We start from the raw sequence: 13,475 nt of genomic DNA, 5'->3' as shown, positions 1-13,475 counted from the left end.
CATTTATTACTATAATCACATACGAATTAAGGCAAAATTAAAAGGCATGAGTCCGGTTCAATACCGAACTCATGCCCCAGAAGCTGCCTAACGAGATAACCATGTCTAACTTTATGGGGTCACTTCATAGAGAAGGCTGTTTTTTATTTATCCAAGCAAATCCTTTTTCAGCTGATCTGTTGAATTATTCCAAAGTGACTCGTCATGATTAATAAGAAAATCAGCAAGCACTTTTTTTGATTTATCATCCATATGATCTACCATAATATGGCGTTTCATTGATTTATCCATTTTATTGACATGTTCTGGAAGGGATTTATATCCTCTGCGAATAGAGCGGTCAACTGTCATTTCACAAGCTGTCACACCAGCATAGTATGGACCTTCAAGCTTACGGTCGATTGTTACCCACACAAGCCAGTATGGCTTACCGTTCGGGACTTCTTCTTTTTCTTTCAAAAACTTTATTCCTTTTTCAACAGCACTTCTAGCATGCATGGCGCCGACATCGACAACTGCCTCACCAGCTTCTACATCTATAATTACTGGAGAGACATTCTCCAAGCTCAAAGAGCCGATGCCGAAGCCTTTATGACCGTCTGTCGGATCGTTTTTAATAATATTGAAGCCGACTGGCTTTTTCTTTTTCTCTTCCAATGTGTACACTCCTTTAATAGTATTTTGTTAAAACAAGATGGAAGTAAATAGACTGGCAAAAAATCCAGAGATACTATTTATCCATGGTGAAATTGTTTGATCAGACAATCCAGTTACAAGCAGCACAATAAAAAGAATCGAGCCATACACTTCATACTTGGACAAGATAGATCTAACTCTTGAATTAACTAAGTCTTCAATAATACGATAGCCGTCCAATGGAGGCAGCGGCAGCAGGTTAAATGCAAAAAGCATTAAGTTTATAGACACAAAAATGGACAGGAACGGATAGAGATCAAAGGCAGTCCCAGCAGGAACCCCTAATCGGTACAAAATAGACACACCTGCATAGCCAATAAACGCTAAGATCAGATTACTAAAAGGTCCTGCAAATGAAACTAAAACACCAGCAAGTTTTGGCCGCTTAAAATAATGACGGTTGACCGGAACTGGCCGCGCCCAGCCAAAGCCGGCAATCAAAATGAAGATGGCCCCGATTGGATCAATATGGGCAATCGGATTAAATGTGAGCCTCCCCTGTTTTTGTGCGGTCGGATCCCCAAACTTATATGCCACATATGCATGGGCAAATTCATGGACCGTAAAAGCAATAATGATGGAGATGATAATGTATGGCAAACTCGCCAAAGATTGTGAAAATAACAAAATGCTTTTTCTCCCCTCAAATTACGTATTGTTTTCTATATCTTCTTTCTATTTTCTCTATTTAGATAGACGTACTTGATAAAATTATACATGATATAAATTAGAAAAGAAATCTTTCAAACAGCAACTGGCTTTGTTTAGCTTACTTGCTATTTTTTTGAAAATATGAAAAACTAAAAAAAATGCATTTGGAGGGATATATATGCCGTATATTACAGTTAAAATGCTGGAAGGCCGAACAGAGGAGCAAAAGAAGAATCTTGTTGCGAAGGTGACAGAGGCCGTTGTTGAAACGACTGGCGTACCAAAGGAGAAAGTTGTTATTTTCATTGATGAAATGTCCCCAAACCATTACGGAATTGCAGGGGTGCGCAAAAGCGACGAATAGAAAAAAAGGATAGTGTTCCTTTGGCTTTGCCTTAAAAGAACACTATCCTTTTTTCTTATTGTTTTGCCAGCCCTTTTAAAGAATCAATATATTGGTAAGCAGCTTCGACTTCTTCCACTGTATACTTCTGCTTGCTTTTTAACGTAAATACCTTTTCTTGCACTTCTTCCTTTTCCAAATTGTCAAAAAAGAGGACAGTGGATACAAGTTCAAGGAAACGGGAGTTTTGTCTGTTCATATCATTCAGACAGCCAGGCAATGCCGGCATTTCCACATCATTCTGTTCTAAAAATTCTTGGCCGTTGTCTGTCAGCGTATACCGATACTGATAATAGCCGCCCTTTTTTTCTTTTATTTCATTGAGAAACCCCATATTGCAAAGTTCTTCTATCCTCAATGTCAGCTCTTCTGAATACGGTCCAAAAAAATGAAATTGATATTTTTCATGGAAAGGGAAATCCAGCTTCTTTGCGATGTAAATCATCTTTTGCAATTTTTTTCTTCCGATAATCTCACCTGAAGCAGCAATCGCGTTCATAATTTTCGCATGATCTTTTAACAAAATTGGTCATCTCCTACTCCGAATAATCCTGTAAATACACCTTATTAAATATCTAATAACTGCCTTATCTGCATCTTTGTTTCTTCGTGTTCACGATCGTCTTTCAAGATGTCTTTAGGGAAATAAAGTTTATGATCTGTCCTTCTTTTGCCCGAAATACTGTCCACAATCTCGGATTCTCTTGATAGCTCTCTAATTTCATTGTTCTTCATCAAAAGATGAATCGGAAGCCGCTCCTCCTCTTCACCTGGACGGTAAAAGTCATACGGAAGATCGGAGGATGAATCTACTACCAGGTAATACTCCGGATCTAGACCAATCTCTGTAAAGAGCTTAGATAATTCAGCGAGCTTCTTGTATTCTTTTGCCGGATCAAACTCAACATATTTGAACAGGTTCCGGTTCATGAAGCGTCGGCATAAATCCCTTAAAATCTCATCCTCTTCTTCTTGCCACATTTGGAAATAATAAAGAATGATAGACTCATCCAGCTTCAAGTAGTCTTCTAACGATGTTTCTTCTTCAAAGATAGAGTAGAAATGGGTTGGATGATGAATAAAGGAGTAAAATTGCTCATGCAAGTGTTTCGCTCTATGTAGAATTTTCGTCAAGATGACTTCCGCACTTCTAGACACAGGGTGAAAATAAACTTGCCAATACATCTGATAGCGGCTCATTATATAGTCTTCTACTGCATGCATTCCGCTCTGCTTAATAACGGCCTGATCCTCACGAGGGCGCATAACACGCAATATTCTTTCCATATCAAAGTTCCCGTAGCTTACACCGGTAAAGTACGCATCTCGCAACAGATAATCCATGCGATCAGCATCAATTTGACTAGAAATAAGACTTACAACTAGCTTTTCTTTTGATGTCTTGCCAATGACTTCTGCTACTCTTTTCGGGAAGTCGGCTGCTACTCTTGACAGCACTTGATTGACCTCTGTATCACCAAGAATGATGTCCTGTGTGAATTGCTCATGATCAAGATCAAATACCTTTTCAAAAGAGTGAGAAAAAGGACCGTGCCCTAAATCATGGAGCAGCGCGGCACATAATGACAAAAGCCTTTGGCTGTTATTCCATTCCTTCCTGTCCTTAAACACGTCATCGATAATTCTTCTGACAATCTCGTACACGCCAAGAGAATGGTTAAACCTGCTGTGCTCTGCACCATGGAAGGTTAAATAAGTGGTTCCAAGCTGTTTAATTCTCCGCAGGCGCTGGAATTCTTTCGTTCCGATCAGATCCCAAATAGCCCGGTCTCTGACATGGATATATCGATGCACAGGATCCTTAAACACCTTTTCTTCATTTAACTTCTCTGTAGAATATGCCATGCTTTCGTCTTCCCTCTTTTCTTTTATTGTCGGTTTCTCTGCAAGAAGAATATAAAAAGAGGGATTTCTGTTTAAAAAGGTTATCTGCATGCAGGCTTTGCCTCTCAAGCTGATGTTACACTTTTTAGAAACTCCTCTTTTCAGTTAAGCTGTTATAAGATTATTTCTTTAGCTTATTATTTACTTTATCCATTAATTCCTCTTCTGTTAATGCTGCAAGCGGACGATTATTAACAAATGCAAATGTTTTCTTGCGACCTGGTCCGCAATAGGATTGACAGCCAATCTCTATCTTTGCCTCAGGATCTATTTGCTTCAGACGCGGTATCAGTGTTTTTAAGTTAACTGCCTGACAATCGTCGCAAACTCTAAATTCGTTTGCCATCATGACAACCCTTTCTATCTCAAACATTCTTTAATCTAGTAAAGATATTCATAAGTTCGTTATATTGCTATATGGTATTTTACCCCTTCTTCCAAATCAATGCAAGATGCAAACTATTGTCAAAACAGCTCGAAAAAAGGCTCCTTTTAGGCAACAAAAATACAGAATAGGCTTGTCTCGAAACCGCTCTATTCCTAGTTTAAAGCTTCTGAGCATACATCTATGTTTCCCAGGGAAATTATTGTATAATTCATCTGAATTTAAGGAGGAGTAAATATGACAAAAAGCAGAACATTAGTCATGGTAAGTATCGTCCTAGCCATGCTCGTTGCTTCTATTGATACAACGATTATGAATACGACAATGCCTATCATTGCAAAAGAACTAGGGCGATTTGATTTATATGCATGGTCCTTTGCATCCTATATGATCACAAGCACTATCCTTTCTCCTATTGCAGGGAGACTTTCAGATATATTTGGAAGAAAAAAGGTCTTTGGTTTCGGGATACTGTTATTTTTGGCTGGCTCTTTATTGTGCGGCATTGCAGGCGATATGGTCCAGCTTATCCTTTTCAGAGCTCTTCAAGGGATGGGTGCTGGCTTTATGATGCCATTTCCCGCTATTATTGCTGGTGACTTGTTTCCCATTGAAAAGAGAGGAAAAATCCAAGCGTTGTTCACAGCAATGTGGGGCTTATCTGCCATCCTTGCTCCCCTACTCGGCTCATTATTTGTAGAGTTTTTAACATGGAGATGGATATTCTTTATCAACTTGCCTGTTTGTATCGTTGCATTTTTAACCTTATTGCCATACAAGGAAGACTATCAGCCGAAAAAGGCAAGTGTCGATTATATTGGTGCCATTTTGTTTGGTGCAGCAATCACTTTCCTGCTGTTAATCACATTAGTGGAAAAAGGCCAAGTTTTGTATGGATTAGCCGGCATCATTCTGTTGATTTGTTTTTATCTATATGAAAAAAGACAAACATCTCCGATTGTTCCGCTGTCCATCTTTAAGAAAAAGACAATTTTCTGGATTTATATTAATGGATTTATTGGGACATTGGCATTGTTCGGCACGTCAAGCTATATTCCCCTCTTTCTTCAGGATGTCGCCGGACTTTCTCCTTTTCTGAGCGGAATTGCGTTATTAGGTGTAGCAGTTGGCTGGATGCTTGTATCAGTGCCTGCCGGTAAATGGATACTAAAATACGGCTATCGCATTCTACTAATCATCGGCAACGGACTTCTCGTTTTATCAGGTATAATGCTTGTGCTCCTCAATGAGACCCATGGATTTGTGTATACATTCATCATCATGCTCATACAAGGTTTAGCATTTGGTTTGCTTTCAACCGTCGGGGTAATCGGCTCTCAAGCATTAGTAGGCCCGCATGAAAAAGGGATTTCCACCTCTTTCTTTATGTTCTGCCGAAATATGGGTACATCCATTGGTGTTACTATCATGGGCGCACTTCTTACAAGTCAGGCTGTGTTTATGACAGGAATTCATCATCTTTTCCTTTATGGGTTCATTACAAGCATCGCAGCACTGGTAACAGCATTTTTTATCCAGAATGAAAGTTCAGTAGAAAAAGCTGGTTCCACAAGATAACGGTATTCTTTCGCTCTATAAAAAAATCTACTATCCTTGTATTTCGTTTGTATAAATAAGTGCCATGGTGGCAATGATGTAACTAGAAATACTTATTTATCGAAACAAATCGGGAGTTGAGTGATATGAAGATACGCCAAGATGCTTGGTCAGAAGAAAATGATTTATTGCTGGCAGAAACAGTTTTGCGCCATGTCAGAGAAGGAAGCACACAATTAAATGCTTTTGAAGAAGTTGGGGATAAGCTCAATCGCACATCAGCAGCATGCGGCTTCCGCTGGAACGCAGTTGTTCGCCACCAATACGAGAAAGCACTGCAATTAGCAAAAAAACAGCGTAAACAGCGGCAAAGAATCCTCGGCAAAGACCAAGGTGGAAAAAAGAAGCTTTTGTATTCTCCACCAGTGCCTTCTGCAGACGATTTGGAAGCTTTAACAGTCTCCACAAGCATGGAATTTTCCTCATTTGAGATTCAAAATATAGAAGAGGAAGAAGAGGCTGCTCCAGTTTATCAGGAAAGTGTTCCAGAACAAATGCTGCTTGCTGCTCCACAGGAAACAACAAGCATCTATAAGAGCCCTAGTGCCAACACTAATTCTTTGGATTTTGACACAGTCATTGCCTATTTACAAAATTTCCGTAATTCTCAGCTTCAAGTAGAAGTGCTAAAAAGTGAGAATGAAAGATTAAAAAGGGAAATGGCCATGCTGAAGAGCTGCAATCAAGAATTAGAAGGAAAATTGGACAAGCTGGAAAGCAACTCAGAAACTATTCAGGAAGATTATGAAACATTGCTTAAAATAATGAACAGAGCTAGGAAGCTAGTCGTTTTAGAAGAAGATGAGCGTCCGGCAACAAAGTTTAAGATGGATCGAAACGGAAATTTAGAAAAGCTTGCTGAATAGCTATTCGTGCACACCCTTCTAGTCACAGGACTTAAGTGCTGGTTTGGCAACCATTCTCGTTAACCATAAAAGAGGATTATAGATCGATAAAAGCGTTAAATAGCGCCTACTATCCATCTATAATCCTCTTTTCTTATCTGAACGGACTCAGGAACTTTTCGTTGCGCTCGATTACACGCTCATAGTAAGAATCAAATAAAGGTATCTCTTCTCCTTGCAGCTGGTCAGCAAACAAAAACTCTGCATGATCCTTTAAGGAATAAAGCAGCTTTGTCAGCACTTGATCAACTGTGAGCTCGACTCCGAGCAATTCGGATAATGAGGCCATCACTTCAGGCACTATGTCTGGATAAGCAAACTTTGTTTCTTCGCCGTTTTTTCCAATAGCATAAAACTCTTCTATAGCTTCTGCTCGTTTTTGACCGCTTCCAGAAACACAAAGATAGATTTGAACAGCAACTCCGCTTCTCATTCTTCTTTGGGAAATTCCTGCGAATTTTTTACCGTCTATGCTTAAATCATAGCTGCCAGGGCAATAGGATCCTACGATTTCCTTTGCTTCAATGTTTTTATGAAAATCAGAAAACATATATTTAATAAGCTCCCACATCGTATCATAGCCGCTGTTAATATCTATCCCCTTTTCCTGCTCAGGCAAGATAAGGGAAATGTTTAATACCCCTTCATCCAGAACAACTGCCAATCCGCCTGAATTTCTGACGATATATTGGAATCCCTCTTTTTCTAAATAGGCAAGCGCATCCTTTAAATAAGGCAGCTTCGTATCTTGAATTCCTAATATGACTGACTTGCCATGCACCCAAGTGCGCGCTGTTGCTGGCGCCAAACCTCCGCCGACAGAAGCGCATAGCGTATCATCCATTCCAAAGGAATGCAATGGGGAAACATGTAAACCGGTGCTCGACTGGTCAATGATTCTCCATTTCTTTTGCTTTAACAAACTGTTGTTTTCCATTATTGCCAAGCTCCTTCATAAGGAAAAGTCATGCTAGTGTTACAGGTTTTCCTGAATCAATAGCGCCATATTATTATATAGCAAATAAATAAAAGAAAAAACTATTCATCTTCAGCAGAACTTAACTAAAAGATGAATAGTTTTTAGGAGGATTAATGGCTGATGCTTTGAGCTGCAGTAATTAATGCAAGCTTGTACACATCTTCTTCATTACATCCGCGAGAAAGGTCATTAACAGGACGGTTTAATCCTTGAAGGATTGGACCTACTGCCTCAAAATTACCAAGTCTTTGCGCAATTTTATAACCGATATTTCCTGCTTCTAAGCTTGGGAATACAAATACATTTGCATCACCTTGAATTGGTGAATCAGGAGCTTTTTGCTTCGCAACAGATGGAACGAATGCAGCATCAAATTGGAACTCCCCATCGATTACTAATAGAGGATCCTTAAGTTTCGCTTCAGCAAGTGCACCTTCCACTTTTTCTGTTTCTGGCGATTTTGCAGAACCTTTAGTAGAGAAGCTCAACATAGCAACACGTGGGTCAACATCGAACATTCTTGCTGTTTTTGCACTTTCTACTGCAATTTCAGCAAGGTCAGAACTATCTGGATTGATATTGATTGCACAGTCTGCAAATACATATTTCTCATCTTCACGAACCATGATGAAAACGCCAGAAGTTTTCTTTACGCCTTCTTTTGTTTTAATGATTTGCAATGCAGGGCGTACAGTATCAGCAGTTGAGTGAATCGCACCGCTTACTAAGCCATCTGCCTGGTTAGCATAAACAAGCATTGTGCCGAAGTAGTTTTCATCAAGAAGCGCTTTGCGAGCATCCTCTTCTGTTGCTTTCCCTTTTCTTCTTTCCACAAAGGAAGCTACTAATGCATCGAATTGTGCATAGCTTTTCGGATCATAGATTTCAGCATTTTGTAAAGAAACACCTAAGTTCTCTGCTTTCGTTTGAACTTCTTCCAAATCTCCGATTAAGATTGGTGTTAATATATTCTCTTCTGCCAGACGGCCAGCAGCTTTTAATATTCTTTCATCCAGTCCTTCTGGAAAAACAATTTTAAGGTTTTGGCCTTTTACTTTTTCTTTCAAGCCTGTAAATAGGTCACTCATTAACGAATTCCTCCTTTATGTATACATATTATAGGATACTCTTCCTTGCTAAAAATTCAAGGAATTATACCGATATTTTAAAATTAAGCGCCAATTCCTGTTGTAACACCTAAAATCTGTTCTAAACGGCGCCAGATAAGCTATATCCTGTTATAGCATAACTACCCGTTATATTTTTCCCTAATCATGTTCTAACATGCACATGATTTTTACTAGGTTCGTTTTATGCTTTATTTTGTTCAAGTTTTATTCACAACTTTTATGGAGAAACTATGTTATAGTAAACCTATATGAGAATTATTATCAAGGAGTGGTAGCAATGAGCGAAGCAGCAAAAACACTTGATGGCTGGTATTGCCTTCATGATTTCCGGACAATGGATTGGACTACTTGGAAGATGGTTCCAAGTGAAGAGAGACAAGCAGCCATTAATGAATTCCTAGGATTGCTAGAAAAATGGAATGCTGTTCAAACAAATAAACAAGGTAGCCATGCTGTTTATAATATTGTAGGCCAAAAAGCAGATTTCATGATGATGATTTTGCGCCCAACAATGGAAGAATTACAGCAAATCGAAACAGAATTCAACAAAACGAAGCTAGCAGAATTTACTGTACCTGCTCATTCCTATGTTTCTGTAGTAGAATTGAGCAACTATCTTCCATCTAATTCTGATGAAGATCCTTATGAAAACCCGCATGTAAAAGCTAGACTATATCCGATTCTACCTGAATCAAAATATGTCTGCTTCTATCCAATGGACAAGCGCCGCCAAGGCAATGATAACTGGTACATGCTGCCGATGGACGACCGCAAAAGCTTAATGAGAAGCCACGGAATGATCGGGCGTCAATATGCCGGCAAAGTGAAACAAATCATCACAGGATCTGTCGGCTTTGATGACTATGAATGGGGCGTTACATTATTCTCAGATGATGTTCTCCAATTCAAAAAATTAGTATATGAAATGCGCTTTGATGAAGTAAGTGCCCGCTACGGCGAATTCGGTTCTTTCTTTGTCGGCAATATCTTGTCAGATATACCTGCATTCCTGGAAGTTTAATAATACGTTTTTAGAACCCCACTATTTTAATGGTGGGGTTTTTTCACTTATTAATTTTTCAGTCCCCTAGGAATAACTTCTTTCTTCCCCTCATAGGATGGAATAGTGAGCAAGCAGCCCAGCTTTTTAAAAATGCAATGAATGAATGTTTGCAATAAAAATGTTTTGTTTAAAAGATGGAGGGATGAAAATGAGTCAGTCTAATTATTACCCTTATCAAGACGGGCGAAACCAAGGTTATGGTTTCCCACAAGGCTATGGAACAGGGCAGCAAGGTCAAGCATTGCCTGGCAGTCAAGGAGCAGCACCCGGACAGCTTTTTGGTACAGCACCACAACCTGGATATGGCACACAGGCGCCGTACATACAGCCGCAAAGCAATGCTCAGCAGACAGCACCTTCCCTGCCAGGCCAGCTTCCTTTAGAAGCTTCTTATATAGAGAATATTTTACGGTTAAACAAAGGTAAGCTTGCCACTGTTTACACTACATTTGAAAATAACCGTGAATGGAATGCAAAGATTTTTAAAGGTCTTATTGAAGCAGCTGGACGTGATCACCTTATTTTGAGTGATCCACAAACAGGACAGCGCTATCTGATTCCAATGATTTACCTTGATTATGTAACATTTGACGAAGAAATTGAGTATGAATATCCGTATGTCACAGGTGCTCCAAACTTAACTTCGTACCCACCAAGATAAATAATCAAAACGAAAAGCCGCCCAGTGGGCGGCTTTTAGAGCTTTACAGATGTTTAACTGCTGCAATTACAATGAGTAGCCAAGCAGCAATAAACGCCACTCCACCAATTGGAGTAATAGCTCCCAATATTCCTACTTGAGTAAGTGCTAATACGTAAAGGCTGCCTGCAAAGAAAATAATTCCTGCAACCATCAGCCATCCAGCCCAAGTCAAAAGAGTGTTTTCTGGAAATTTACTCATAAGAATACCAATAATAAGAAGGCCTGTACTATGGAACATTTGATATTGCACACCTGTTTTCCAAATTTCCAAGTATTTTTCAGGGATCCTCCCTTCAAGACCATGTGATCCGAAAGCACCAATAGCCACAGATAGCATGGCGCTGATTGCTCCAATGATAATAAACATTTTCATATTATTCTCCTCGTTTCCTTAGAAATCAAATAAAGAGTCGCCATTTCCTTCATCAGTATCCAATTTAGGTGTTTGCACTGGCTGCACTGGCTGCAGCTGCTGAACCGGAACAGGGGCAGGCTGAGCAATGCTTGGCTGGTATACAGGCTGGCTGTATGTTTCACTTGAACGATACGTGCTTTCTTGTTCCAAACACAGCTCACATAATGATTTTATCGCATAAACCCTTTCGCGAATAGTCGCCTCGCTGCCGCTTGCTTTTGCTTCCTTCAGCTGATCTTCTATCTTTGCCAATAATTTTTGGACAGAAATGTTCATAGTTTTAATCCTTCCTTCTTTTGCTGCCGCGTTTATTTGTGAGTGAAGCGGAGACAATCTTGTCCGGATGCCCTCTTCACTTCAATAGACGGAAGTGCTCTGCCTTTAAATTCAAAGGCTTTACACCCCTTTGGGAATCTAGAGTCCCAAGTAATATAAAAATGCTTGCACTTAAAACAATCTATCCTTTTTTGCTCTGTCATCTTTTTCTCCTCGTCAAAAAAGCGGACTAGCAATAGTCCACTTCTTATTTTATTATATTACTCCTTGCCAAAACAATCATCTGCACACCAATTTATTGGATTTGTGCCTAACTCTTCTAAAATGGCATTTATTTTGGAAAAAGGTTTGCTTCCGAAAAAACCTCTATATGCTGATAAAGGGCTAGGATGACTTGATGTAATAATTCGGTGCTTGTCTGTATCAATGAGCTTCATCTTTTCCTGTGCAGGCTTACCCCACAACACAAAAATAACTGGCTCCTGCCTTCTGTTCAGCTCTAAAATTACTTCATTCGTAAACAATTCCCATCCTTTTCCTTTATGGGAATTAGCCTGACCTTGTCTGACTGTCAAAACTGTATTCAACATAAGCACACCTTGTGTTGCCCAGCCTTTTAAATAACCATTATCAGGAATTTCACAGCCGACATCCTCTTTCAGCTCTTTAAAAATATTCTTTAAGGAAGGCGGAAGCTTTACACCAGGCTTAACAGAAAAGCTTAACCCATGCGCCTGCCCCGGTCCGTGATAAGGGTCCTGCCCTAAGAAGACTACCTTCACTTCCTTTAGTGGTGTGTATTTTAAACTATTGAATATATCTTCCTTTGCAGGATAAACCGTATACTGACTGTATTCCCCTTTCAGGAATTCTTCCAAGCTAGTAAAATACTCTTTCTGCCGTTCACGCTCTAAGAGCTGCTGCCAGTCATTATTAATTATATCCAACATAATAATCATCCTTTAACCTTCTGTATATTCTATCTTTACACTGTATCCAAGCTGTGAATAAAACTCTTTTATAGTCTTTTCGGCATTTGCTTCTGCCTTTTCCAATAAACCTTGTGAATCTGCTTCCTTCTTGATTTCCTCTTTAGCCTCATTGGCAAGCTGATAACCTTCTTCCCAATCTACATCTCCTCTAAATAAACCAGAAATAGAATATGTCTCTACTTGATCAAAGTCTATCGACGGCTCTTGCAAAATTTCTGCATGAGGAAGCTTGAGGCTAATCTCTTTTTTCTCTTCGTCAACTGCTATCCGGTCCGATTCTATTTCCTCCAGATTTACACCAGCAGTAACAGACCCAGGGACAACAAGAAGAATTTTCCGTTTTGTTCCAGGAATATCTGTACTGATTTCTTTTCCAAAGATTTCATTATCCTCTTTTTCCAGAATAACCTTCACAAATGCTTGCGAGGTAGCTAATGAGGATAAATCCTTCATCTGCTCAACAAAACTGCCTTCCTTTATGGCAGGTTCATCTGCCATTGCCATTTTCCAACATGCTATAATAATTGCTACCAAAACAAGTAAGAGGACAACCATAAAAAAAGCTCTTTTTATTCCCCGTTTTGTTCGATTGAAAATCCCTAGTTTTGGCAGGTAAGAACGCTGCTCTGCTTCCATTACTGCTGCCGCTTGCTCTCTTCGGCTCTGCTTCCAGTCTTTTCTCTTCATTCCTTCTCCCCTTTATTAATAGCTTATGTACTTTTTATTATATAGGGAAATTTGTCGAAAGTGGTGCATTTCACGTTTGTATCATTTTTCCAGTTTAGTAGAAACAAAATTTTATGTTTCACTATTAGTAAAATCGGATAAATAGTAGATAGAGAGAGCGACAGAAGCTCTATACAAATTCTAAGGAGGAATTAGATATGTATAAAGTAGAAGTAGTGGAAAATGGTGTACAAGCAACTAATGTGATTACACAATTAGAAAATCAAGGGTATACAAAGGAAAATATCTATATTTTCGCCCACGACAAAGATCGCTCAGAAGATTTGACTGCGGCCACTGAAACTGGTGATGTCAGCATGAAGGAACAAGGCTTAATGGACACAATTGGAAATGTCTTCAGAAAAAGAGGAGACGAGCTTCGTTCTAAAATGCAATCCGTAGGATTAACAGAAATGGAAGCGGAGAAATACGAAGAAGTGCTGGACACAGGAAAATTAGTAATCGTCGGACACCAGCAATAATTAATAAAGTCAGCCCCATGTTTAAAATGTACCCTATAGAGTAGACACTTAAAAAAAGTCTACCTATAGGGTATTTTTTTGTATAATTATGTAACACAACTAGAGAAACATGGAGACGGAGAAAATAATGAGTAAAAAGATTTTCAC

Annotated in this window: 18 protein-coding genes; 7 read left to right on the top strand and 11 right to left on the bottom strand. The window is 39.3% G+C overall.

Going from position 1 to position 13,475, the window contains the following annotated elements; all coding sequences use genetic code 11:
* Positions 1-91 (top strand): IS3 family transposase (locus tag M3600_RS27255; protein WP_251647637.1); only part of this gene is annotated, 91 nt, incomplete at its 5' end.
* A 56-nt stretch (positions 92-147) separates the two neighbouring features.
* Here M3600_RS27255 and M3600_RS27250 read toward each other — a convergent pair.
* Both M3600_RS27250 and M3600_RS27245 read right to left on the bottom strand, forming a co-directional pair.
* The gene (locus M3600_RS27250) at positions 148-657 is read right to left on the bottom strand and encodes a YwhD family protein (RefSeq protein ID WP_233315952.1); all 510 of its coding nucleotides are present in this window, start codon (positions 655-657) and stop codon (positions 148-150) included.
* 27 nt (positions 658-684) lie between these two features.
* Positions 685-1,323, bottom strand: coding sequence for a site-2 protease family protein (locus M3600_RS27245; protein ID WP_233315953.1), 639 nt, complete (start codon positions 1,321-1,323; stop codon positions 685-687).
* 202 nt (positions 1,324-1,525) lie between these two features.
* Here M3600_RS27245 and M3600_RS27240 point away from each other — a divergent pair, with 202 nt between their 5' ends.
* Positions 1,526-1,711: a 2-hydroxymuconate tautomerase gene (locus M3600_RS27240; RefSeq protein ID WP_233315954.1), complete on the top strand. Its 186-nt coding sequence runs from the start codon at positions 1,526-1,528 to the stop codon at positions 1,709-1,711.
* A gap of 55 nt (positions 1,712-1,766) precedes the next feature.
* Here the strand turns inward: M3600_RS27240 and M3600_RS27235 are convergent, their stop codons facing one another.
* From M3600_RS27235 to M3600_RS27225, 3 genes are all read right to left on the bottom strand, one after another.
* Positions 1,767-2,273 (bottom strand): YwgA family protein, encoded by a 507-nt coding sequence (locus tag M3600_RS27235; RefSeq protein WP_233315955.1) that lies wholly within the window; start codon positions 2,271-2,273, stop codon positions 1,767-1,769.
* Positions 2,274-2,317: 44 nt separating this feature from the next.
* A complete protein-coding gene (locus M3600_RS27230) occupies positions 2,318-3,616 on the bottom strand; it encodes an HD domain-containing protein (protein ID WP_237942355.1) in 1,299 nt (432 codons plus the stop codon).
* Positions 3,617-3,776: 160 nt separating this feature from the next.
* The gene (locus M3600_RS27225) at positions 3,777-4,001 is read right to left on the bottom strand and encodes a YuzB family protein (RefSeq protein ID WP_233316152.1); all 225 of its coding nucleotides are present in this window, start codon (positions 3,999-4,001) and stop codon (positions 3,777-3,779) included.
* 276 nt (positions 4,002-4,277) lie between these two features.
* Here M3600_RS27225 and M3600_RS27220 point away from each other — a divergent pair, with 276 nt between their 5' ends.
* Both M3600_RS27220 and M3600_RS27215 read left to right on the top strand, forming a co-directional pair.
* A complete protein-coding gene (locus M3600_RS27220; RefSeq protein WP_237942070.1) occupies positions 4,278-5,618 on the top strand; it encodes an MFS transporter in 1,341 nt (446 codons plus the stop codon).
* A gap of 125 nt (positions 5,619-5,743) precedes the next feature.
* Positions 5,744-6,523, top strand: a complete 780-nt coding sequence (locus tag M3600_RS27215; RefSeq protein ID WP_251648310.1) for an RsfA family transcriptional regulator — start codon at positions 5,744-5,746, stop codon at positions 6,521-6,523.
* Positions 6,524-6,656: 133 nt separating this feature from the next.
* On the opposite strand, the gene lipL is transcribed toward M3600_RS27215, so the two are convergent.
* Positions 6,657-7,502 (bottom strand): octanoyl-[GcvH]:protein N-octanoyltransferase, encoded by an 846-nt coding sequence (gene lipL, locus M3600_RS27210; RefSeq protein WP_233316153.1) that lies wholly within the window; start codon positions 7,500-7,502, stop codon positions 6,657-6,659.
* 149 nt (positions 7,503-7,651) lie between these two features.
* Positions 7,652-8,629: a phosphate acetyltransferase gene (pta, locus tag M3600_RS27205; RefSeq protein ID WP_233315959.1), complete on the bottom strand. Its 978-nt coding sequence runs from the start codon at positions 8,627-8,629 to the stop codon at positions 7,652-7,654.
* Between the two features lie 319 nt (positions 8,630-8,948).
* On the opposite strand from pta, the gene hemQ reads away from it, so the two are divergent.
* Positions 8,949-9,692 carry a hydrogen peroxide-dependent heme synthase gene (gene hemQ / locus M3600_RS27200; RefSeq protein ID WP_233315960.1) on the top strand — a complete coding sequence of 248 codons (744 nt, stop codon included), beginning with the start codon at positions 8,949-8,951 and terminating at the stop codon, positions 9,690-9,692.
* Between the two features lie 190 nt (positions 9,693-9,882).
* Positions 9,883-10,395 carry a spore coat protein GerQ gene (gerQ, locus tag M3600_RS27195; RefSeq protein ID WP_233315961.1) on the top strand — a complete coding sequence of 171 codons (513 nt, stop codon included), beginning with the start codon at positions 9,883-9,885 and terminating at the stop codon, positions 10,393-10,395.
* 43 nt (positions 10,396-10,438) lie between these two features.
* On the opposite strand, the gene M3600_RS27190 is transcribed toward gerQ, so the two are convergent.
* The 4 genes from M3600_RS27190 to M3600_RS27175 form a co-directional block, all read right to left on the bottom strand.
* Positions 10,439-10,810, bottom strand: coding sequence for a DUF423 domain-containing protein (locus tag M3600_RS27190; RefSeq protein ID WP_233315962.1), 372 nt, complete (start codon positions 10,808-10,810; stop codon positions 10,439-10,441).
* Between the two features lie 18 nt (positions 10,811-10,828).
* Complete coding sequence (locus M3600_RS27185; protein WP_233315963.1) at positions 10,829-11,128, bottom strand: YwdI family protein; 300 nt, start codon at positions 11,126-11,128, stop codon at positions 10,829-10,831.
* A 260-nt stretch (positions 11,129-11,388) separates the two neighbouring features.
* Positions 11,389-12,078, bottom strand: coding sequence for a uracil-DNA glycosylase (locus M3600_RS27180; RefSeq protein ID WP_251648312.1), 690 nt, complete (start codon positions 12,076-12,078; stop codon positions 11,389-11,391).
* Positions 12,079-12,090: 12 nt separating this feature from the next.
* A complete protein-coding gene (locus tag M3600_RS27175; protein ID WP_251648308.1) occupies positions 12,091-12,807 on the bottom strand; it encodes a DUF4230 domain-containing protein in 717 nt (238 codons plus the stop codon).
* Positions 12,808-13,004: 197 nt separating this feature from the next.
* Here M3600_RS27175 and M3600_RS27170 point away from each other — a divergent pair, with 197 nt between their 5' ends.
* Positions 13,005-13,328: a YflT domain-containing protein gene (locus M3600_RS27170; protein WP_233315965.1), complete on the top strand. Its 324-nt coding sequence runs from the start codon at positions 13,005-13,007 to the stop codon at positions 13,326-13,328.
* Positions 13,329-13,475: the final 147 nt, after the last annotated feature.

Source organism: Niallia sp. MER 6, from assembly GCF_023714395.1.
Taxonomy (GTDB): Bacteria; Bacillota; Bacilli; order Bacillales; family Cytobacillaceae; genus Niallia.
The sequence above is the reverse complement of the archived record's forward strand: the minus strand, read 5'-3'. Positions and strand labels throughout refer to the sequence as shown.